Here is an 18,490-nt window from a genome sequence, read left to right on the forward strand (position 1 = left end):
TCGCACATGGACGTTCGAACTGATCCGCCTCGCCGTCGCGGCAGGCCACCGAAGCAGCACGAAGACCTCGTCGCCACGCGGGACATGCTGTTGCGCACCGGGCTGGAAGTGCTCACCGAGAAGGGCTTTTCGGCCACCGGGCTCGACGAGATTCTCGGGCGCGCGGGCGTGCCCAAGGGCTCCTTCTATCACTACTTCGACAGCAAGGAAGCGTTCGGCCTCGAACTGATCGACCGCTATGCCGACTTCTTCGCGCGCAAGCTGGACCGTCATTTCGGCGACCCGGAACGCTCGCCGCTGCAGCGCGTCCGCGCGTTCGTCGACGATGCCCGGGACGGCATGGCCCGCTACGCGTACAGCCGCGGCTGCCTGATCGGCAATCTCGGGCAGGAAATGGGCACGCTGCCCGAAAGTTTCCGCGCCCGCCTGCGCACCACGTTCGAGGACTGGCAACGCCGCCTCGCCGATTGCCTGGCCGCCGCGCAGCAGGCCGGCGAGCTGGCCGGTTCAGCCGATCCCGCCGAGCTGGCCGCATTCTTCTGGATCGGCTGGGAAGGCGCCGTACTGCGCGCGAAACTGGAGCGCAGCGACGGGCCGCTGGCATTGTTCGCGCAGTTTTTCTTCAATGGATTACCACGCCGCTGAATTTTTTTGCCATTAACTAGACGATCGGTCTAGAAATTAGAAAGGAGGACGGGATGTTCCAGGGCATCGTGATCGACAAGGACGAAACCGGCCAGCACGCGCGGCTGCAAACGCTGGACGACGCGCAGTTGCCCGCGGGCAATGTAACGGTGCGCGTGGGTTATTCGACGCTGAACTACAAGGACGGGCTGGCGATTACCGGCAAGAGTCCGGTGGTCCGCAAGTTCCCGATGGTGCCCGGCATCGATCTGGTCGGGGAAGTCGAAGCGAGCACGCACCCGGACCATCGCCCCGGTGACCAGGTCGTACTCAACGGCTGGGGTGTCGGCGAAACGCACTGGGGCGGCCTCGCGCAGAAAGCCCGCGTCGATGGCGACTGGCTGGTGCCGCTGCCGTCCGCCTTTTCGCCGCAGCAGGCGATGGCCATCGGCACGGCGGGCTACACCGCGATGCTGTGCGTGATGGCGCTGGAGCGGCATGGCGTGCGCCCCGACGACGGCGAGATCGTGGTGACCGGCGCGGCAGGCGGGGTGGGCAGCGTCGCCACGGCTATCCTCGCGCGGCTCGGATACCGCGTCGTCGCGGTGACCGGCCGCCCCGCCGATGCCGACTACCTGCGGCAGCTCGGCGCCGCGGAGATCCTGGAGCGGTCGCAATTCAGCTCGCCCGGCAAGCCTCTGGGCAAGGAACGCTGGGCCGGCGCGGTCGACGTGGCGGGCAGCCATGTGCTCGCCAACGTGTGCGCGACCACGCGGTACCGCGGCGTCGTGACGGCCTGCGGCCTGGCCGCCGGCATGGATTTCCCCGCAACCGTCGCGCCGTTCATCCTGCGCGGCGTGACGCTCGTCGGGATCGACAGCGTCATGTGCCCGCGCGCCGATCGCCTGGAGGCATGGCGCCGGCTCGCGTCCGACCTCGACGTCGAGAAGCTGGGCACGATCAGCCACCAGGTCGGCCTGGGCGACGTGATTCCGCTTGCCGAGGCATTGATCGGCGGCAAGGTTCGCGGCCGCATCGTCGTCGACGTCAACGCGTGACGCCACTGACGACTACCCGCGTTGCTTTATTCGGACGGCGGCTCGCGCATCGAGCGCGCCCGTGCCACTTTATCCAGGAGACCTCATGACCACCGCAAACACCGCCCCCATCAGCCGCTTTCCCGTGCCCGCGCTCGACGATTTGCCCGAGGACATTCGCGAACGCATCGCGGCCGTCCAGGAAAAGTCGGGCTTCATCCCGAACGTGTTCCTGACCCTCGCGCATCGTCCGGACGAATTTCGCGCGTTCATGGCTTATCACGACGCGCTGATGGACAAGCCGGGCAATCTGAGCAAGGCCGAACGCGAGATGATCGTCGTGGCCACCAGCAGCGTGAACCAGTGCCAGTACTGCGTCATCGCGCACGGTGCGATCCTGCGGATTCGCGCGAAGGATCCGCTGATCGCCGACCAGGTCGCCACCAACTACCGCAAGGCCGACATCACCGCCCGGCAGAAGGCGATGCTCGACTTCGCGATGAAGGTGTCGCAGGCCGCGTATCTGGTCGGAGAAGCAGACTTCGACACGCTCAAGTCGCATGGTTTCGTCGAAGAAGACGTGTGGGACATCATGGCGATCTCGGCGTTCTTCGGCATGTCCAACCGCATTGCGAACGTGACGAACATGCGGCCGAATGCGGAGTTCTACGCGCTGGGGCGCTGAGCGCGCACGCCGTTCGGCCGCGTGATCTGGCCCCAGGTCACGTTTCGCTATGGCGAAAGCGGCGTCACCGGGACGCTGGAAAGCAAGCAGGTCTATCTGGTCACCGCCAGCGGCGGCGTCTATTCCGACGGCCCGTATGCACCCTTCGACTACCAGACCGGCTATCTGAAGCATCTGCTCGGGTTCATCGGCCTCACCGACGTCCGCGAACTGCGCGTCGAAGGCACCTCGCAGGGCGCGGAGGCGGCGCAAGCGGCGATCGCGAAAACCGGGCAGGCATTGCACGCGCTGGTGGAACAGGTTGGTTGATACGAAGGCGCGCCCGTCGATCGCATGGGCGCTGCCGACCGATGCCGGCGCGCAGGTGCATGCGCCAGCATCGGTCAGCCGCTCACGCTGCCTGGGTAGCACGGCGAATGTCAGCGCTCACTCCAGCCCCTTCAGTGCCTCCAGCCCGTCCGGCAGCTTCGCATCCGGAAACTGCGTCGACAGCGTCACGTCACGCCACTGCGCGGCCTCTTCCGCGCGCTGCTTCTCCGCCTGCTCGCACACGAACAGCGCGTCGCCACCGAGCAGCAAACGCATCGGCACATCCTCGCGGCGCGACAGCTCGACGATCAGCGCCGCGATCCGCGCCGGATCGCCGACTTCGTGGCCGCCGTACGCGCCGAGCAGCTCGAGAATCTTCCCGACCGACGGCTGATAGTCAGGCAGCAGACCGTCGACACCGCGCTTCGCCTGCGCGGCCCAGTCGGTACGCATCCCGCCCGGTTCGAGCGTGCAGACGCGCACGCCGAACGGCGCGACTTCCTTCGACAGCACGTCGCTGAACCCGCCGACCGCCCACTTCGCAGCCTGATACGCGGACAAGCCGGCCGTGGACGTGCGCCCGCCGACCGACGACACCTGGAAGATGTGTCCCGCACGCTGCGCGCGCATCGTCGGCAACACCGCACGCGTCAGGTTGATCACGCCGAACAGGTTCGTTTCGATCTGGTCGCGGAAATCGTCGGCACCCATCTGCTCGAACGGCGCCGTGTGGCCGTAGCCCGCGTTGTTCACCAGCACGTCGATGCGGCCGAACGCGTCGCGCGCCGCCGCGACGGCCTGCGCGGCCGCCGCTTCATCGGTGACGTCGAGCGCGACCGGCAGCAATCGGTCGCCATGACGCTCGGCCAGATCGGCCAGCCGCGCGGGATCGCGTGCGCCGGCCACCAGCCGGTCGCCCGCCGCCAGCACGGCTTCCGAAATCGCTCGCCCCAGGCCGCGCGCGGCCCCTGTTACCAGCCAGACTTTCGACATTTTTCCACTCCTTGATCGTAGTGAAACCACAAAATGAATGATTACTCACTCATTAATAACGGCGATGTACCGGTCGTTCATGACCTCCATCGCCCTGCCTGAAACCCGCTACCCGTCATCGCCGCTGCGCGTGAGCGTGAAACCGCACGCGCCGTCACGACGGCAACCCTTGCCTCACACCGCGTGCAACACGGCCCACAACGCGCGAAACCCGGCCTCCCGGTACGCGTCGGCCCGCGCCGGATCGTGTGCGATCGACTCCATCGCCGTTTCCGCGATCGACGTAAACAACGCTGCGCAGAACGCGTGTGCTTCGTCGGGTTTCAGCGCGCCGGACGTCGCCACCTGCTCGCGCAGCAGCGCATTGATCCCGCCGAAGCCTTCGGCGCCGGCCGCGCGATGCGCGTCGTCGATGCGCCCGCTCACGCCGAGCTGCTGCAGCGCGCGCCGCCCGTCCGGATTCGCGACGCCCCACGACACATAGCCGTTCCACGCATGCCGCACGGCCTGCTCGACCGGCGCGTGTTCCGGAAACCCGGCCATCATCGCTTCGCGCATCCCGGCCTTCAGGCTCACGTACAGCGCGTTCAGCAACGCGTCCTTGGTCTCGAAATACGTGAACACCGTGCCTTCCGCCACGCCGGCGAGCCGCGCGATGCGCGCGGTCGTCGCGGTTGCGCCGTCCTCGGCAAGCGCGCGAGCGGCCGCGGCGAGGATGGCTTCGTGCTTGTCGGGACTGCGCGGTCGGGCCACGTTCGATTCCTTTAATGAGTGAGCGCTCAATCATAATGGGGCGATCATGCGGAATGCAAGGCCTGTTACATCCGGGCGAACCCATACACAATCCGTCAAAACCGGGCACTATTAGCGTTTTCACGTACTGGTGCGTTCACGTATCGGCGCCCGGTGCCTTGACGTTCGTTTCACGTTCACCGTTTCACACCGCGAACCTCCCATGACGAATCAGCCTACCCAGACCGCGGCCGACCGGCCCGTCGACATGATCATCTTCGGCGGCGGCGGCGACCTGGCCGCCCGCAAGCTGTTGCCCGCGCTGTACATGGCGCACCTGCACTGCAACCTTCCGCCCGAGACGCGCATCATCGCGGTCGGCCGCCGCGACTGGGGCATCGACGGCTATCGCAAGTTCATGGACGAGCAGTCGCGCCCGTTCATCGATGAAAAGGCGTTCGATCCCGCGGCCTGGAGCCGTTTCCTCGACCTGTTCAAGTACGTGCTGATCGACGTGAACGCGCCGGACGACTACCTGCGGCTCGCGGAAGCGGCGCGCGGCGACGCGATCCGCGTGTTCTACCTGTCGACGTCGCCGGAGCTGTTCACGACGATCTGCGACAACCTGTCGGCCGCGCATCTCGTCGACCGGCACTCGCGCGTCGTCCTCGAAAAGCCGCTCGGCCACGATCTCGCGTCCGCGAAGGCGATCAACGATGCGGTCGGCAAGCACTTCGAGGAATCGCAGATCTATCGGATCGACCACTATCTCGGCAAGGAAACCGTGCAGAACCTGATGGTGCTGCGCTTCGGCAACCCGATCTTCGGGCCGCTGTGGCAGGCGCCCAGCATCCGCAGCGTGCAGATCACGGTGGCGGAGTCGGTGGGCGTCGGCAGCCGCGCGGGCTTCTACGACCATACCGGCGCGCTGCGCGACATGGTGCAGAACCACCTGCTGCAGCTGCTGTGCATCGTCGCGATGGAGCCGCCGGTGTCGCTCGACCCGGACGCGGTGCGCGACGAAAAGCTGAAGGTGCTGCGCTCGCTGCGGCCGATGGCGGTGGCCGACGTCGCGCGCGACACGGTGCGCGGCCAGTACACGGCCGGCGCGGTCGACGGCCAGCCGGTCAAGGGCTATCTCGAGGAAGACAACGTGCCGGCGGACAGCCGCGCGGAAACCTTCGTCGCGCTGCGCGCGCACATCAACAACTGGCGCTGGGCGAACGTGCCGTTCTTCCTGCGCACCGGCAAGCGGCTGCAGCGCCGCCAGTCGGAAATCGTGATCGAGTTCGCAGACATGCCGTTCTCGATCATCCCGACCGGCCCGCGCCACTACAGCAACCGCCTCGTGATCCAGCTCCAGCCGGAAGAGTCGATCCAGCTGCAGATGCTCGCGAAGGAACCGGGCAGCGGGATGAACATGGTACCCGTGAGCCTGAACCTCGACCTGCAGCAGGCGATTCCGGAGCGGCGCGCGGAAGCATACGAGCGTTTGCTGATCGACGTGATCCGCGGCCGCCTCACGCACTTCATGCGCCGCGACGAACTCGAAGCCGCGTGGTCGTGGGTCGAGCCGATCCTCGACGGCTGGAAGCAGCTCGGCGACCGGCCGCGCCTGTACACGGCGGGCACGTTCGGGCCCGCAGCTTCGTCGGCGCTGCTCGCGCGCGACGGGATGTCCTGGGCCGAAGAGGCGTAACGGCTGCTGCACGACGGTGTGCCGCCCGCGCGGCACGCCGGATCCCCTGGGGCTGTGCCCGCCCCGTCTTCCCCGCGAGCCCGCTGCTACAGCGGCTCCATCCACACGGCCTTGCGACGCGCCGGCGCGTCGCTGCTGCCGCCGCCCAGCACCTCGATCATGTAGTCGACGAACGACGCGATCCGCGACGAGATCGCGGTATTGCGGTAGTACACCGCATGGATCGGCTGCTCGACCTCGAGCGTCTGGCGCGCGAGCACCTGCACGAGCCGGCCCGCTTCGCGATCCTGCGCGGTCATGAAATCCGACAGGCAGACGACGCCCGCGCCCTCCAGCCCGAGCTGCCGCAGCGTCTCGCCGCTCGACGAACAGACGTCCGGCTCGATGCGGCACGCTTCGCCGTCGGTGCCGAGGATCGGCCACACGTTCAGCGATTCGGGCTGCGTGAAACCGAGCAGCGTGTGCTTGTCGAGATCCTCGGCCTTGCGCGGCTGGCCGTGCGCGTCGAGATACGCGGGGCTCGCCAGGATGCGCAGCCGGCTGTTGCCGATGCGCCGGCTGTGCAGCGTCGAATCCTTCAACCGGCCGATCCGGATCGCGACATCGGTGCGCCGCTCCAGCAGGTCGATGATGCCCTCGTTGCTGTTCAGCTCCAGCTCGACCTTCGGGAAGCGTTCGCGATAGCCGCGCACGAGCGGCACGATCACATGCAGCATGAACGGCGTCGCCGCATCGATACGCAGCCGCCCCGACGGCATTTCGCGTCGCGCGAGCATCTGCTCCTCCGCCGTCTCGACCGATTCGATGATCGCGCGCGCGTCCTGCAGGAACGCGCGCCCTTCCTCGGTCAGTTCGAGCCGGCGCGTGGTCCGGCGCAGCAGCGTGGTCTTCAGCTTCTCCTCGAGCCGCCCGAGTGTGCGGCTCGCCGCGGACACCGTGAGGTCGAGCTGCTGCGCGGCAGCCGTGATCGAACCGGAATCGACCACGGCGGTAAAGGCCTGGAGTTCGTCGAGCGTGATCTTCATGGCGGCACTATTGATTTGAAATCAAAACAATTTGGTTTATAGACCAGTTTTTCCGCAAAAGTAAAGCCGGCACACTGCGATCCATCCTGACTGGAACCTGGATCCCATCATGCCACTCGCCCTGCTTGCGCTGACCATCAGCGCCTTTGCCATCGGCACCACCGAATTCGTGATCGTCGGGCTGATCCCGACGATCGGCGCCGATCTCGGCGTCAGCCTGCCGTCCGCCGGCCTGCTCGTCAGCCTCTATGCGCTGAGCGTCGCGATCGGCGCGCCGCTGCTCACCGCGCTCACCGGCCGCGTGCCGCGCAAGACGCTGCTCGCCGGGCTGATGGCGCTGTTCACCGTCGGCAACCTCGTCGCGTGGCAAGCGCCGAGCTACGAATCGCTGATCGTCGCGCGCGTCCTCACCGGCCTCGCGCACGGCGTGTTCTTCTCGGTCGGCTCGATCATCGCGACCACGCTCGTGCCGAAGGACAAGGCCGCCAGCGCGATCGCGACGATGTTCAGCGGGATGACCGTCGCATTCGTCGCCGGGATTCCGCTCGGCACCTTCATCGGCCAGCACTTCGGCTGGCGCGCGACGTTCCTGATCGTCGCGCTGTTCGGCCTCGTCGCCTTCATCGGCGCAGTGGCCTTCGTGCCGCGCGGGCTGCCGCAGACGCCGCCGGCACCGCTTGCCCGCCAGTTGCGCGTGCTGGCCCAGCCGCGCCTGCTGCTCGTCTTCGCGATGACGGCCGTCGGCTACGGCGGTTCGCTGATCGCGTTCACGTACATGGCGCCGCTGCTCGAACAGATCGCCGGCTTCACGCCGTCGCAGGTCAGCCTCGTGCTCGTCGGCTACGGCGTGTCGGTCGCGTTCGGCAACGTGTGGGGCGGCAAGCTCGCGGATGCCGTCGGCCCGGTGAAGGCACTCAAGCGGATCTTCCTGCTGCTCGCGATCGTGCTGCTCGCGCTGACCTTCACGATCCACGTGAAATGGCTCGCGGTGCTGACGATGCTCGCCTGGGGTGCCGTCGCGTTCGGCAACGTGCCGGGGCTGCAGGTGTACGTCGTCAAGCAGGCGCGCCACTTCGCGCCGGACGCCACCGACGTCGCGTCGGGCTTCAACATCGCCGCCTTCAACCTCGGCGTGGCCGGCGGCTCGTCGCTCGGCGGCCTGATCGTCGCGAACGTGGGCCTCGGCCACACGCCGTGGATCGCTGCCGTCGTCACGCTGGGCGCGTTCGCGCTCACCGCACTGAGCGGCCGTCTCGACCGCCGCCACGGGCTGCCGGAACGCACGGCCGAACCCGTCGAACTCGCCCATTGAACGTCACTTTTTTGCAGGAGCTCACCAGCATGAACGCATCGACCCAACGTCCGCCGTTCGCCGGCAAGACTTTCGAAGTCCGTTACGACGGCCTCACCGCACTCAACGCGTACGACGAGGATGGCCTCCACATGCGCTACGAGATCACCGAAGGCCCGTACGCGGGCGCGAAGGGTGAAGTCGAATACACGTGGCAGCCCGTCGCCGGCGAGACCTACGCGATCTCGTGGCAGGAAGCCGACCGTGCGACGGTCGTGCACATCGACGATTTCGCCGCCGGTACGTCGCGCTCGTTCTTCACCGCGTCGTCGCTCGATTTCTATCGCCTCGAAGGCAGCCTGCGCGCGGTCTGAACGGAACCCGACATGTCCACTTCACTCGACACACTCGCCGACGGCGGCTTCAGCGTCGGCATCGAACTGCCGCTCGACAACGACTGGTCGCCGGCCGGCGACGCGAAGCGCCAGCATCAGGGCCGCCGCCCCGGCGTGCCCGACCTGGAGATCCACGCGGAGCTCGCGCAACTGGCCGACACACTCGGCTTTCGCGCGCTCTGGGTGCGCGACGTGCCGGTGTACGACCCGTCGTTCGGCGACGCCGCGCAGGTGTTCGAAACGTTCTCGTATCTCGGCTACCTCGCCGGCATCACGAACGACATCCTGCTCGGCACGGCCGCCGTCGTACTGCCGCTGCGCGAGCCGCTGCTGACGCTGAAATCGGCCGCGACGATCCAGGAGCTGAGCGGCGGGCGCCTGATGCTGGGCGTCGCGAGCGGCGACCGGCCGGTCGAATATCCGCTCTTCGGCCGCGATTTCGCGTCGCGCGGCGCGAATTTCCGCGACCAGATCGAACTGCTGCGCGACGGCGCGCGCGGCCACCTGCCGCCCGGCCTCGAAGTGCTGCCAGCCGCCCGTTCGCCGGTGCCGCTGCTCGTCGCGGGTCTCGCACAGCAGACGCCCGCGTGGATCGGCGAGCACATGGACGGCTGCCTCGCGTATCCGGGCACGCCGGCCGACCACGCGCAGCGCGCCGCGAACTGGCGCGCAGTGGCCGGCGACAAGCCGTACGTGAGCTTCATCCACCTCGACCTCGCGGAAGATCCGCACGAACCGCTGCAGCGGCACCGCTTCGGCGCCCGTGCGGGCCGCCTGGCGCTGACGGAAGAACTCGCGGCGATGCGCGACGCGGGCGTGCGGCACATCGGCCTGCATTTCCGCCGCAACCGCCGCCCGCTCGACGAGACGATGGCCGAGATCGCGTCGGACGTGCTGCCCGAATTCCATCCGAAGACGAACGCGCAAACGCACGCTGCATAAGGCCGGCAACGGCCTTCGGCGGGCTCGCGGCACGACCTATATTTGATTTTAAATCAAATATTATTGACCTCTAAAGGCGTTTATTTCATCAGTCTCAAGCGCCAGAATGACTCCCATACCACAACCGTTCCACCTCTCCCAGGAGCACATGATGAGCAAGATTCCCGCATTCGGCCTCGGTACGTTCCGCCTGCAAGGCCAGGTTGTCATCGACTCGGTCCGCAACGGCCTCGAAGTCGGCTACCGCGCGATCGACACCGCGCAGATCTACGGCAACGAAGCCGAAGTCGGCGAAGCGATCGCCGCATCGGGCGTGCGTCGTGAAGACCTGTTCCTGACCACGAAGATCTGGGTCGACAACTACGCACCGGAAAAGCTGGTCGCGAGCCTCGAAGAAAGCCTGCGCAAGCTGCGTACCGACTATGTCGACCTGACGCTGATCCACTGGCCGGCCCCGGGCAACGGCGTGTCGATCCAGGCGTTCATGACCGCCCTCGCCGAAGCGAAGGCAAAGGGCCTCACGCGCCAGATCGGTATCTCGAACTTCAACATCGAACTGACGAAGGAAGCGATCGCGGCCGTCGGCAAGGAGGCGATCGCGACGAACCAGATCGAACTGAGCCCGTACCTGCAGAACCGCAAGCTGGTCGAGTTCCTGAACGCCGAAGGCATCCACGTGACGTCGTACATGACGCTCGCGTACGGCAAGGTGCTCGGCGACCCGGTGATCGGCGCGATCGCGCAGCGTCACAACGCGACGCCCGCACAAGTCGCACTCGCCTGGGCACTGCAGCTCGGCTACTCGGTGATCCCGTCGTCGACGAAGCGCGAAAACCTTGCAAGCAACCTGCTCGCACAGACGCTGCGCCTGACCGACGAAGACATGGCGCAAATCGCCGCGCTCGAGCGCAACGGCCGCGAAGTCGACCCGGCCGGCCTCGCGCCGAAGTGGGACTAAGCCCCCCGCCCCCGTAATCGACCCGTCCGCGGCCAGCCGGCCGCGGCACCGACAGGACACACCATGACCCAGGACCCGCTTTTTCAACCGCTGCAGTTCGGCGCGCTGACGCTGCCGAACCGCATCGTGATGCCGCCGATGACGCGTTCGCGCGCGAGCCAGCCCGGCGACGAGGCCAACGAACTGATGGCCGCGTATTACGCGCAGCGCGCGAGTGCCGGCCTGATCGTCAGCGAAGGCACCTACATCGCGCCGCTCGGCAAGGGCTACGCATGGACGCCCGGCATTCACACGCCGTCGCAGGTCGCCGGCTGGCGCAAGGTGACGGACGCCGTGCATGCCGCGCACGGCCGCATCTTCGCGCAGCTGTGGCACGTCGGCCGGCTGAGCCACACGAGCCTGCTCGGCGGCCAGCAACCCGTGTCGTCGTCGCCGATCCAGGCGAAGGGCGTGAACGTGTTCGTCGCCGGTGAGGACGGCAGCACGCCGGGTTTCGTGCAGGCCTCCGAGCCGCGCGCGCTGTCGATCGACGAGATCCGCGAGATCGTCGACCAGTACCGCGCCGCCGCGCGCCACGCGATCGAAGCCGGCTTCGACGGCGTCGAACTGCACGGCGCGAACGGCTACCTCGTGAACCAGTTCATCGATTCGAACGCGAACACGCGCACGGACATCTACGGCGGCTCGCTGGAAAACCGGCTGCGCTTCCTGCGCGAAGTCGCGCAGGCGCTGATCGACGGCACCGGTGACGCATCGCGCGTCGGCATCCGCCTCGCGCCGTTGACCACGCTGAACGGTTGTGTCGACGACGATCCGGAAACGACCTATCTCGCCGCCGCGAAGCTGCTCGGCGAACTCGGCGTCGGCTACCTGCACATCGCGGAAGCCGACTGGGACGACGCGCCGCTGATGCCGGTCGCGTTCAAGCAGCAACTGCGCGCCGCGTACCCGGGCGTACTGATCTACGCCGGCGCGTACACCGCCGAGCGCGCCCGCGAAGCGATCGCCGCCGGCTGGGCCGACCTCGTCGCTTTCGGCCGCCCGTTCGTCGCGAACCCCGACCTGCCCGAACGCCTGCGCACCGGCGCCGCGCTCGCGCCGCACGACCGCAACACGCTGTTCGGCGGCGGCGCCCAGGGCCTGACCGACTATCCGACGCTCGCGCAAGCCGCGGCGTAAGCATTCGAGAGGAATCCGCAATGAAAGCCACACTCGCGCGGCTCGCGCTCGCCGCGATCCTGCCGTTCGCGGCCGCACAGGCGGCCCACGCCGCCCCGTCCGCACCGGCGGCCGACTGGTATCCGTCCGTCTATGGCGCGAACGACGAAATCGGCGCGGCCAACCTGCTGACGCCCGACGTCATCAAGCAGGCAGTCGGCCTCGTGAAGGCTGGCAAGACCTATCCGCTGGCCGTGCCGGTGGACAAGAACCTGCCGGCGTTCCGCCACCGCAGCTTCCGCCTGTACAACGTGCAGGTCGGCCAGCAGGCCGGCAAGAGCCTCGGCCCGAACAAGTTCACGTTCAACGACGAGCTCGTCAACGCGTGGACCGGCGTCGGCACGCAGTTGAACGGAATCGGCCATATCGGCATCGACAACGTGTACTACAACGGCAATCAGGCAGCCGATTTCGTGACCGTCGACGGCGTGAAGAAGCTCGGCGTCGAAAAGGTGCCGCCGATCGTCACGCGCGGCGTTGTACTCGACATGACCGCTTACTACGGCAAGCCGATCGTGCCGGGCGGCACCGAGTTCACGGTCGCCGACATCCAGGCCGTGCTGAAGAAGCAGGGGCTGACGCTGCGCAAGGGCGACGTCGTGCTGTTCAACACCGGCTGGCTGGAGCTGATCGGCAAGGACAACAAGCAGTTCCTCGAAGTCGAGCCCGGCATCGGCATGGAAGCAGCGAAGTGGCTGGCCGACCAGGGGATCGTCGCGTTCGGCGGCGACACGTGGGCGTCGGAGGTCTATCCGAATCCGCACACGCAGGACGAATTCCCGATCAACCAGTACATGCTCGCGAAGCGCGGCATCTACAACCTGGAGCTGATCGACAGCCGCGCGCTGGTGCGCGACAAGGCGTGGGAATTCCTGTTCGTGCTCGGCCAGCCGCTGTACGTCGGCTCCACGCAGGTCAACATCAACCCGGTCGCGATCCGCTGATCGCGCATCCGCGCCCCGACAATCGCGGCCGCTATCGCCGCGATTGTCATTTCCGAGTTGCGGCCCGCGCAATCGGCGTCTAGTGTTGACAGGATCGACTTCACACGACCGTCACCCGACCTGAAAGGACGCCCCCCATGCCAAGCCGCTCCCCGACACGCGACATGCTGCTGGCCCTTGCGGCCGGTCTTTCCCTCGCGGCGTTCACCGCGCCCGCGCATGCCGACGACGCGGCCGGTCTCGCGCCGCCCGAGCCGGCCACGCCGGTGCTGTCGACCACCGCGAGCGGCTTGCAGGTCTACGCGTGCGAATACGATGCCGAACACCGGCTCGCGTGGACCTTCCAGCACCCCGAAGCGCTGCTGTTCGATGCCGGCGGCACACTCGTCGTCCGGCACGGCGCAGGGCCGTCGTGGGAAGCGCTCGACGGCAGCCGCATCACCGGCAAGAAGCTCGCGGAAGCGCCGAGCGCAAACCCGGCCAGCGTTCCCCAACTGCTGCTCGCGGTGACGCCGGTCGCAACCGGCACGCTCGCCGGCGTGCGCTTCGTGCAGCGGCTCGACACGGCGGGCGGCACGCCGCCGGCCGCGACGTGCGCGACCGAGCATGCAACCGGTCGCTTCCCGTACTTCGCGCGCTATGTGTTCCTGAAGTGACATGCACGGCGTCGACGGCACCGGGCATCACCCGGTTCTTTCCGCCACGCGCCCATTTACTCAGCTATCCTATCCTTAATGAGCGGCTGCGCGCGGCCGTGCCTGCGTTCATCCGGTCGGAATGCGACGAGGCGAGCATGCGCATCGCGCTCGACGACGCGGCGCTCCTCCATCGCGACGCCCCCGAGGCGCAGGAAGCGCGGGCCGAGGGCAACCGGGCGTTCGGCGCGTTCATGCGCGAAGCGCTGCCCGACGTGTCCGACACCACGCATGCGCTCGCTTGCGAACTGATCATCACGACGCTCACGTCGGGCGGCAAGGTGTTCTCCGAAACCGCGCGCACGCCGGCGGAAATCGACGCCTATTCGACCGCGATGGCCGACATGTTCTGCGCGTACCTCGCGCATCTCACGCGCGATTGACCCAACGAGGGCCAGAACGCGCGAGCGCAAGCCGCGCGCGGCACCGGTATCATCCGGGTGCCGCTTGCGCGCGACCGCGCATCGCGTCGCACGCCGCCACCGTCATGCGTGTGCGCAGTTTCAATGAAATAGATTTGTAAGATTCAATGCCTCACCCGCTCCTGTCCTGCCCGCCGCCCCCGCATTCAAATAGTCGCCTTAACGGATTCAAACTAGGCGTATACACGCGTGTCGTCGCAACGAAGCCCCGTTGCACGCCGATATAAGCGCTGCGACATGCGCTGCATGCTCTTCCCCCGATGGGACGTGATGGGCGGCTCGCCTAACCTTCGCTACGGCAAAGCACACGTGACGGGGTCGACCACACCACGCGTCGTCCGACGCGACACCCTCGCGATCGTTTCGATTCGCACGTAACGACACGCATCACGCGTCATTCGTCCCCGCGACGTTGCCGACAAATCCCAACTAGATAGATACGAGACACCCTGACGACGGTTCGCTACGGGCCGTTTCAGCATGCTGATAAAGGAGCAAGCTCATGAGTGATACCCCGGTGCAGCCGACGGTCGACGTCGGCGCGACAGAAACTGACTTTGGCACCAAGGGAGTCATCGACCGGTACTTCGGCATTTCGTCGCGCGGCAGCACACAGCGCCGCGAGATCATTGCCGGCGTCACGACCTTCCTCGCGATGGTCTATTCCGTGTTCGTCGTGCCCGGCATGTTCGGCAAGGCCGGCTTCGACACGAGTGCGGTGTTCGTCGCGGTCTGCCTGACCACCGCGTTCGGTTCGCTGCTGATGGGCCTGTGGGCCAAGCTGCCGATCGCGATCGGCTGCGCGATCTCGCTGACCGCGTTCACCGCGTTCGGCCTCGTGCTCGGCAAGGGGCTGTCGCCGACGGTCGCGCTCGGCGCCGTGTTCCTGATGGGCCTCGTGTTCACCGGCATCTCGGTCACCGGCGTGCGTTCGTGGATCCTGCGCAACCTGCCCGCGGGCGTCGCGCACGGCACCGGGATCGGCATCGGCCTGTTCCTGCTGCTGATCGCATCGAACGACGTCGGCCTCGTGATCAAGAACCCGGGCGCCGGCCTGCCGGTCTCGCTCGGCCAGATCACCGCGCTCCCGGTCATCATGTCGGTCATCGGCCTCGCCGCGATCTTCGGCCTCGAAAAGCGTCGCGTGCCGGGCGGCATCCTGCTCGTCGTGATCGCGATCTCGATCTTCGGCCTGATCTTCGATCCGAGCGTGAAGTACCACGGCATCTTCGCGCTGCCGTCGCTGAGCGCACCGGGCCATGCGTCGCTGATCGGCGCGATGGACATCAAGGGCGCGCTGTCGATGGCCGTGCTGCCGAGCGTGCTGGCGCTGGTGATGACGGCCGTGTTCGACGCGACCGGCACGATCCGCGCGGTCGCGGGCCAGGCCGGCCAGCTCGACGAGAACGGCCGCATCATCAACGGCGGCCGTGCGCTGACCGCCGATTCGCTCAGCTCGATCTTCTCCGGCTTCCTCGGCGGCGCGCCGGCGGCAGCCTACATCGAGTCGAGCGTCGGCGTGGCCGCCGGCGCGAAGACGGGCCTCGCGGCCGCCGTGGTCGGCCTGCTGTTCCTCGTCGTGATGTTCTTCTCGCCGCTCGCGGGCCTCGTGCCGTCGTACGCCACGGCACCGGCGCTGATGTACGTCGGCCTGCTGATGCTCGGCAGCGTGAGCAAGCTGCACATGGACGACATGGTCGACGCGATGTCCGGCCTCGTCTGCGCGGTGTTCATCGTGCTGACCGCGAACATCGTGACGGGCATCATGCTCGGCTTCTCGACGCTCGTGATCGGCCGCATCGCCAGCGGCGAATTCCGCAAGCTCAACGTCGGCACCGTGCTCATCGCGGCCGTGCTCGTCACGTTCTATCTCGGCGGCTGGGCGATCTGACCGCGAAACGTGCGCGACGTCGCCGGCAGAAGGACGGCGCGCATCGGGACGACATCGTCTCCTCCACCATCATCGTTGATGGTCTCCAGGCCTGGGAACGCAAGTTTCCAGGCTTTTTTTGTTGAGGCGGCGCCGTACGGCGCGCATCGCGGAAACGGCGCGGCGTGAATCCGCCCCCGATGCTACGATCGTGCTTTGCCTTCAGGAGCCCCCATGAACACGCTCGGCATCGTCTCCGAATCGAGCACCCGGATGTCGGCGCACAAGCCGCCGTTCATCCCGTCGTTCGGCTTCCACGAAGTGCACGAATCGAAGCCGATCGATGCTGCGCCGGCACGCATCATCGACACGGTCGCCGCGCTCGACATGCGCACGGATCCGGTCGTCGACGCACTGCTCAACGTCCGTGAATTCCCGGCAGCCGTTGTCGCGTCGCTGCGCCACGGCACCCCGCGAGTCGAACGCGAACGCTTCGGCCTCCAAGCATTCACACCGCTGCATCGCGACGAAACGTCGCTGTCGTTCGGCCTGATCGGCCGCTTCTGGCGTCCGGACCTCGGCGTGCTGAAGATCGCCGACGCGGCGGCGTTCGTGCGGCACGACGACCCGCGCGACGCAAAGCTGGTGCTGCGCTTCGAGGTCGTCGGGCTCGCGTCGGGCGCGCACATGCTGCGCACCGAAACCTTCGTGCATTGCCCGACCGCACGCACGCGGCTGCTGTTCATGCCGTACTGGCTCGCGATCCGGATGGCGAGCGGCTGGATTCGGCGTCGCACGCTGGCGGCGGTGGAGATGGCGCTGACGTAGAAACTATCCCGCCTCTGCCGATGGCCGGCGCGCGCCGGCCTGCGCATCAGAACGGCTTGATCACGACCAGCCCGACGACGATCGCCGTCGCGGCCACGACCGCACCCGCCGCCTGCCCGAGCCACGGCGCCGGCACGACGACGAGATCGTCGCGTTCCATGCGCCGCAGCGTGCCGGCCAGGATCCCGTGCAGCGCCGACAGCGCGACGACCACCACGAGCTTCACCGACAGCCACGCCGCGCCGAACCAGTGACCGTTCAGCGCCAGCGCGATCCCCGCGATCCACACGAGCGCGAGCGCGGGCGCCGTCACCGTGCGGTCCCAGCGCCGCACCGCGCGATGCACGGCGAGGTTGGCGATGCGCACGCCGACGGACAGCAGCAGCAGGCCGCCGACGAACGTGACCATGGCAACGACATGAACGGCCTTGAGCCACAGATAGATCATTGCGCATGCCTCCTGCGCGCAATCCATCCGGCACTCGTCAGGCCGGCGAACGGCACGACGGCCGCCAGCACGAGCCGCGCGACTTCGGCCTTGCTCCACAGCCCGCTCGACGCGGTGCCGACGACCGCCCACACGTACATCGCGAACGCGATGCCGTGCACCGGGCCCATGATCGATACCGCGGCCGGATAGCCGGCCAGGTGCTTGAGCGGCACGGCGACGCACACCAGCACCACGAGCGTGGTCGCCTCCAGCAACGACAGATATTGCAGGTTCCGCAGCGCATTGCGATCGTCTTGTTGCATTGACAGCCTCCAGGTTGGTCCGCGACGATTGTCGCGTATGGTGCCGCTTCGGGCCATTGGCTAAAATGACATCTTTAAACGGATTCTGGCCAAGCCCCCGAACGCCATGCATACGGTCGCCGTGCTCGCCCTGCCCGAGGTCGTCCCGTTCGATCTGGGCATCGCGTGCGACACGTTCGCACGCGTGCGTTCGCCCACCGTCGCGCAGCCATACCGCGTCCGCGTGTGCAGCGAGCATGCGCGTGTCGCGGGCGACCTATTCGACCTGCGCCCCCCGTTTCGTCTCGACGCGCTCGCCGATGCCGACACGATCGTCGTTCCCGGCACGTCCGTGCCGCTCGCGCCCACGTCGCGTCACGTGATCGCGGCACTGCGCGCGGCAGCCGCGCGCGGTTGCCGGATCGCGTCGATCTGCAGCGGCGCGTTCGTGCTCGCGGAAGCCGGGCTGCTCGACGGCCTGCGCGCGACCACGCACTGGCTCGCGGCCGCCGAACTCGCGCGCCGCTATCCACGCGTGACGGTCGATCCGAACGTGCTGTTCGTCGACAACGGGCAGATCCTGACGTCGGCCGGCGCGGCGGCCGGCCTCGATCTGTGCCTGCACCTGATCCAGGCCGACTACGGTGCGGCGGTCGCGGTCGACGCCGCGCGCTGCGCGGTGGCCCCGCGCGTCCGCGAAGGCGGGCAGGCGCAGTTCATCGCGCCGGAATGGCCGAGCGGCGCCGACGGTCTGCAAAGCCTGATGGACTGGCTGCAGGCCAACCTGCGCAAGCCGCTCACGCTCGACGCGATGGCCCGCAAGGCGTCGACGAGCGTGCGCACGCTGACGCGGCGCTTCCAGGAGCAGACGGGCACGTCGCCGCGGCAATGGCTGCAGACCGCGCGCGTCAGACATGCGCAGCAGTTGCTGGAGGTCACGGAGCTGTCGATCGAGCATGTCGCGACGGAGGCCGGCTTCGGTTCGGTCACCGCGTTTCGCGAGCGCTTCGCGCGCGTCGTCGGCACGTCGCCGCAGCGGTATCGTCAGGCGTTCCGCGCGCGAACCGGCGCGTGATGATCATCTTGTCGAT

General features: G+C 67.5%; 20 protein-coding genes and 1 pseudogene. 16 read left to right on the plus strand and 5 right to left on the minus strand.

Features of this window, described 5'->3' with window-relative positions:
• Nucleotides 1-6: 6 nt before the first annotated feature.
• The 4 genes from acuR (at nt 7) to BDO18943_RS14690 (ending at nt 2,655) form a co-directional block, all read left to right on the plus strand.
• Nucleotides 7-645, plus strand: a complete 639-nt coding sequence (gene acuR, locus BDO18943_RS14675) for an acrylate utilization transcriptional regulator AcuR (protein WP_175022907.1) — start codon at nt 7-9, stop codon at nt 643-645.
• A gap of 53 nt (nt 646-698) precedes the next feature.
• Nucleotides 699-1,682, plus strand: a complete 984-nt coding sequence (gene acuI, locus BDO18943_RS14680) for an acrylyl-CoA reductase (NADPH) (RefSeq protein WP_175022909.1) — start codon at nt 699-701, stop codon at nt 1,680-1,682.
• An 85-nt stretch (nt 1,683-1,767) separates the two neighbouring features.
• The gene (locus tag BDO18943_RS14685; protein WP_175022911.1) at nt 1,768-2,346 is read left to right on the plus strand and encodes a peroxidase-related enzyme; all 579 of its coding nucleotides are present in this window, start codon (nt 1,768-1,770) and stop codon (nt 2,344-2,346) included.
• A 21-nt stretch (nt 2,347-2,367) separates the two neighbouring features.
• Nucleotides 2,368-2,655: an NAD(P)H-dependent oxidoreductase gene (locus BDO18943_RS14690; protein WP_235996037.1), complete on the plus strand. Its 288-nt coding sequence runs from the start codon at nt 2,368-2,370 to the stop codon at nt 2,653-2,655.
• A 117-nt stretch (nt 2,656-2,772) separates the two neighbouring features.
• On the opposite strand, the gene BDO18943_RS14695 is transcribed toward BDO18943_RS14690, so the two are convergent.
• Both BDO18943_RS14695 and BDO18943_RS14700 read right to left on the minus strand, forming a co-directional pair.
• Nucleotides 2,773-3,648, minus strand: a complete 876-nt coding sequence (locus tag BDO18943_RS14695; protein ID WP_175022913.1) for an SDR family NAD(P)-dependent oxidoreductase — start codon at nt 3,646-3,648, stop codon at nt 2,773-2,775.
• A 174-nt stretch (nt 3,649-3,822) separates the two neighbouring features.
• Nucleotides 3,823-4,401 (minus strand): TetR/AcrR family transcriptional regulator, encoded by a 579-nt coding sequence (locus BDO18943_RS14700; RefSeq protein ID WP_175022915.1) that lies wholly within the window; start codon nt 4,399-4,401, stop codon nt 3,823-3,825.
• A 202-nt stretch (nt 4,402-4,603) separates the two neighbouring features.
• Between BDO18943_RS14700 and zwf the strand changes: the two genes are divergently transcribed.
• Nucleotides 4,604-6,079 carry a glucose-6-phosphate dehydrogenase gene (gene zwf / locus BDO18943_RS14705; protein ID WP_175022916.1) on the plus strand — a complete coding sequence of 492 codons (1,476 nt, stop codon included), beginning with the start codon at nt 4,604-4,606 and terminating at the stop codon, nt 6,077-6,079.
• 86 nt (nt 6,080-6,165) lie between these two features.
• Here the strand turns inward: zwf and BDO18943_RS14710 are convergent, their stop codons facing one another.
• Complete coding sequence (locus BDO18943_RS14710) at nt 6,166-7,104, minus strand: LysR family transcriptional regulator (protein ID WP_175022918.1); 939 nt, start codon at nt 7,102-7,104, stop codon at nt 6,166-6,168.
• Nucleotides 7,105-7,213: 109 nt separating this feature from the next.
• On the opposite strand from BDO18943_RS14710, the gene BDO18943_RS14715 reads away from it, so the two are divergent.
• From BDO18943_RS14715 to BDO18943_RS14760, 10 genes and pseudogenes are all read left to right on the plus strand, one after another.
• Complete coding sequence (locus BDO18943_RS14715; RefSeq protein ID WP_175022920.1) at nt 7,214-8,416, plus strand: MFS transporter; 1,203 nt, start codon at nt 7,214-7,216, stop codon at nt 8,414-8,416.
• A gap of 29 nt (nt 8,417-8,445) precedes the next feature.
• Nucleotides 8,446-8,769 carry a MoaF-related domain-containing protein gene (locus tag BDO18943_RS14720; RefSeq protein WP_175022922.1) on the plus strand — a complete coding sequence of 108 codons (324 nt, stop codon included), beginning with the start codon at nt 8,446-8,448 and terminating at the stop codon, nt 8,767-8,769.
• Between the two features lie 12 nt (nt 8,770-8,781).
• On the plus strand, nt 8,782-9,732 hold the full coding sequence (locus BDO18943_RS14725; protein ID WP_175022924.1) for an LLM class oxidoreductase: 951 nt from the start codon (nt 8,782-8,784) through the stop codon (nt 9,730-9,732).
• 151 nt (nt 9,733-9,883) lie between these two features.
• Nucleotides 9,884-10,690 (plus strand): 2,5-didehydrogluconate reductase DkgB, encoded by an 807-nt coding sequence (gene dkgB / locus BDO18943_RS14730; RefSeq protein WP_175022926.1) that lies wholly within the window; start codon nt 9,884-9,886, stop codon nt 10,688-10,690.
• Between the two features lie 63 nt (nt 10,691-10,753).
• Complete coding sequence (locus BDO18943_RS14735) at nt 10,754-11,869, plus strand: alkene reductase (RefSeq protein WP_175022928.1); 1,116 nt, start codon at nt 10,754-10,756, stop codon at nt 11,867-11,869.
• A gap of 20 nt (nt 11,870-11,889) precedes the next feature.
• The gene (locus BDO18943_RS14740) at nt 11,890-12,852 is read left to right on the plus strand and encodes a cyclase family protein (protein ID WP_175022930.1); all 963 of its coding nucleotides are present in this window, start codon (nt 11,890-11,892) and stop codon (nt 12,850-12,852) included.
• A gap of 137 nt (nt 12,853-12,989) precedes the next feature.
• Complete coding sequence (locus tag BDO18943_RS14745; RefSeq protein ID WP_175022932.1) at nt 12,990-13,508, plus strand: DUF3455 domain-containing protein; 519 nt, start codon at nt 12,990-12,992, stop codon at nt 13,506-13,508.
• A gap of 80 nt (nt 13,509-13,588) precedes the next feature.
• A pseudogene (locus BDO18943_RS14750) lies at nt 13,589-13,930 on the plus strand (TetR/AcrR family transcriptional regulator); the annotation flags it as partial.
• A 541-nt stretch (nt 13,931-14,471) separates the two neighbouring features.
• On the plus strand, nt 14,472-15,860 hold the full coding sequence (locus tag BDO18943_RS14755; protein ID WP_175022936.1) for an NCS2 family permease: 1,389 nt from the start codon (nt 14,472-14,474) through the stop codon (nt 15,858-15,860).
• A gap of 213 nt (nt 15,861-16,073) precedes the next feature.
• A complete protein-coding gene (locus BDO18943_RS14760) occupies nt 16,074-16,667 on the plus strand; it encodes a hypothetical protein (RefSeq protein WP_175022938.1) in 594 nt (197 codons plus the stop codon).
• A 46-nt stretch (nt 16,668-16,713) separates the two neighbouring features.
• Here BDO18943_RS14760 and BDO18943_RS14765 read toward each other — a convergent pair whose 3' ends face one another.
• Both BDO18943_RS14765 and BDO18943_RS14770 read right to left on the minus strand, forming a co-directional pair.
• Nucleotides 16,714-17,115, minus strand: coding sequence for a CopD family protein (locus tag BDO18943_RS14765; RefSeq protein ID WP_175022940.1), 402 nt, complete (start codon nt 17,113-17,115; stop codon nt 16,714-16,716).
• On the minus strand, nt 17,112-17,420 hold the full coding sequence (locus BDO18943_RS14770) for a DUF3817 domain-containing protein (protein WP_175022941.1): 309 nt from the start codon (nt 17,418-17,420) through the stop codon (nt 17,112-17,114). Before BDO18943_RS14770 ends, BDO18943_RS14765 begins: the two co-directional genes overlap by 4 nt.
• A gap of 106 nt (nt 17,421-17,526) precedes the next feature.
• Between BDO18943_RS14770 and BDO18943_RS14775 the strand changes: the two genes are divergently transcribed.
• Nucleotides 17,527-18,474: a GlxA family transcriptional regulator gene (locus tag BDO18943_RS14775; protein ID WP_175022942.1), complete on the plus strand. Its 948-nt coding sequence runs from the start codon at nt 17,527-17,529 to the stop codon at nt 18,472-18,474.
• Nucleotides 18,475-18,490: the final 16 nt, after the last annotated feature.

Origin of the sequence: Burkholderia aenigmatica (genome assembly GCF_902499175.1) — a bacterium.
In the GTDB taxonomy this organism is placed as follows: Bacteria; Pseudomonadota; Gammaproteobacteria; order Burkholderiales; family Burkholderiaceae; genus Burkholderia; species Burkholderia aenigmatica.

Excerpts from the sequence above, each read along its gene's own strand:
- acuR (WP_175022907.1), top strand. The coding sequence starts at position 7 with ATGGACGTTCGAACTGATCCGCCTCGCCGTCGCGGCAGGCCACCGAAG.
- acuI (WP_175022909.1), top strand. The coding sequence starts at position 699 with ATGTTCCAGGGCATCGTGATCGACAAGGACGAAACCGGCCAGCACGCG.
- BDO18943_RS14685 (WP_175022911.1), top strand. The coding sequence starts at position 1,768 with ATGACCACCGCAAACACCGCCCCCATCAGCCGCTTTCCCGTGCCCGCG.
- BDO18943_RS14695 (WP_175022913.1), bottom strand. The coding sequence starts at position 3,648 with ATGTCGAAAGTCTGGCTGGTAACAGGGGCCGCGCGCGGCCTGGGGCGA.
- zwf (WP_175022916.1), top strand. The coding sequence starts at position 4,604 with ATGACGAATCAGCCTACCCAGACCGCGGCCGACCGGCCCGTCGACATG.
- BDO18943_RS14710 (WP_175022918.1), bottom strand. The coding sequence starts at position 7,104 with ATGAAGATCACGCTCGACGAACTCCAGGCCTTTACCGCCGTGGTCGAT.
- BDO18943_RS14715 (WP_175022920.1), top strand. The coding sequence starts at position 7,214 with ATGCCACTCGCCCTGCTTGCGCTGACCATCAGCGCCTTTGCCATCGGC.
- BDO18943_RS14720 (WP_175022922.1), top strand. The coding sequence starts at position 8,446 with ATGAACGCATCGACCCAACGTCCGCCGTTCGCCGGCAAGACTTTCGAA.
- BDO18943_RS14725 (WP_175022924.1), top strand. The coding sequence starts at position 8,782 with ATGTCCACTTCACTCGACACACTCGCCGACGGCGGCTTCAGCGTCGGC.
- dkgB (WP_175022926.1), top strand. The coding sequence starts at position 9,884 with ATGAGCAAGATTCCCGCATTCGGCCTCGGTACGTTCCGCCTGCAAGGC.
- BDO18943_RS14735 (WP_175022928.1), top strand. The coding sequence starts at position 10,754 with ATGACCCAGGACCCGCTTTTTCAACCGCTGCAGTTCGGCGCGCTGACG.
- BDO18943_RS14740 (WP_175022930.1), top strand. The coding sequence starts at position 11,890 with ATGAAAGCCACACTCGCGCGGCTCGCGCTCGCCGCGATCCTGCCGTTC.
- BDO18943_RS14745 (WP_175022932.1), top strand. The coding sequence starts at position 12,990 with ATGCCAAGCCGCTCCCCGACACGCGACATGCTGCTGGCCCTTGCGGCC.
- BDO18943_RS14755 (WP_175022936.1), top strand. The coding sequence starts at position 14,472 with ATGAGTGATACCCCGGTGCAGCCGACGGTCGACGTCGGCGCGACAGAA.
- BDO18943_RS14760 (WP_175022938.1), top strand. The coding sequence starts at position 16,074 with ATGAACACGCTCGGCATCGTCTCCGAATCGAGCACCCGGATGTCGGCG.
- BDO18943_RS14765 (WP_175022940.1), bottom strand. The coding sequence starts at position 17,115 with ATGATCTATCTGTGGCTCAAGGCCGTTCATGTCGTTGCCATGGTCACG.
- BDO18943_RS14770 (WP_175022941.1), bottom strand. The coding sequence starts at position 17,420 with ATGCAACAAGACGATCGCAATGCGCTGCGGAACCTGCAATATCTGTCG.
- BDO18943_RS14775 (WP_175022942.1), top strand. The coding sequence starts at position 17,527 with ATGCATACGGTCGCCGTGCTCGCCCTGCCCGAGGTCGTCCCGTTCGAT.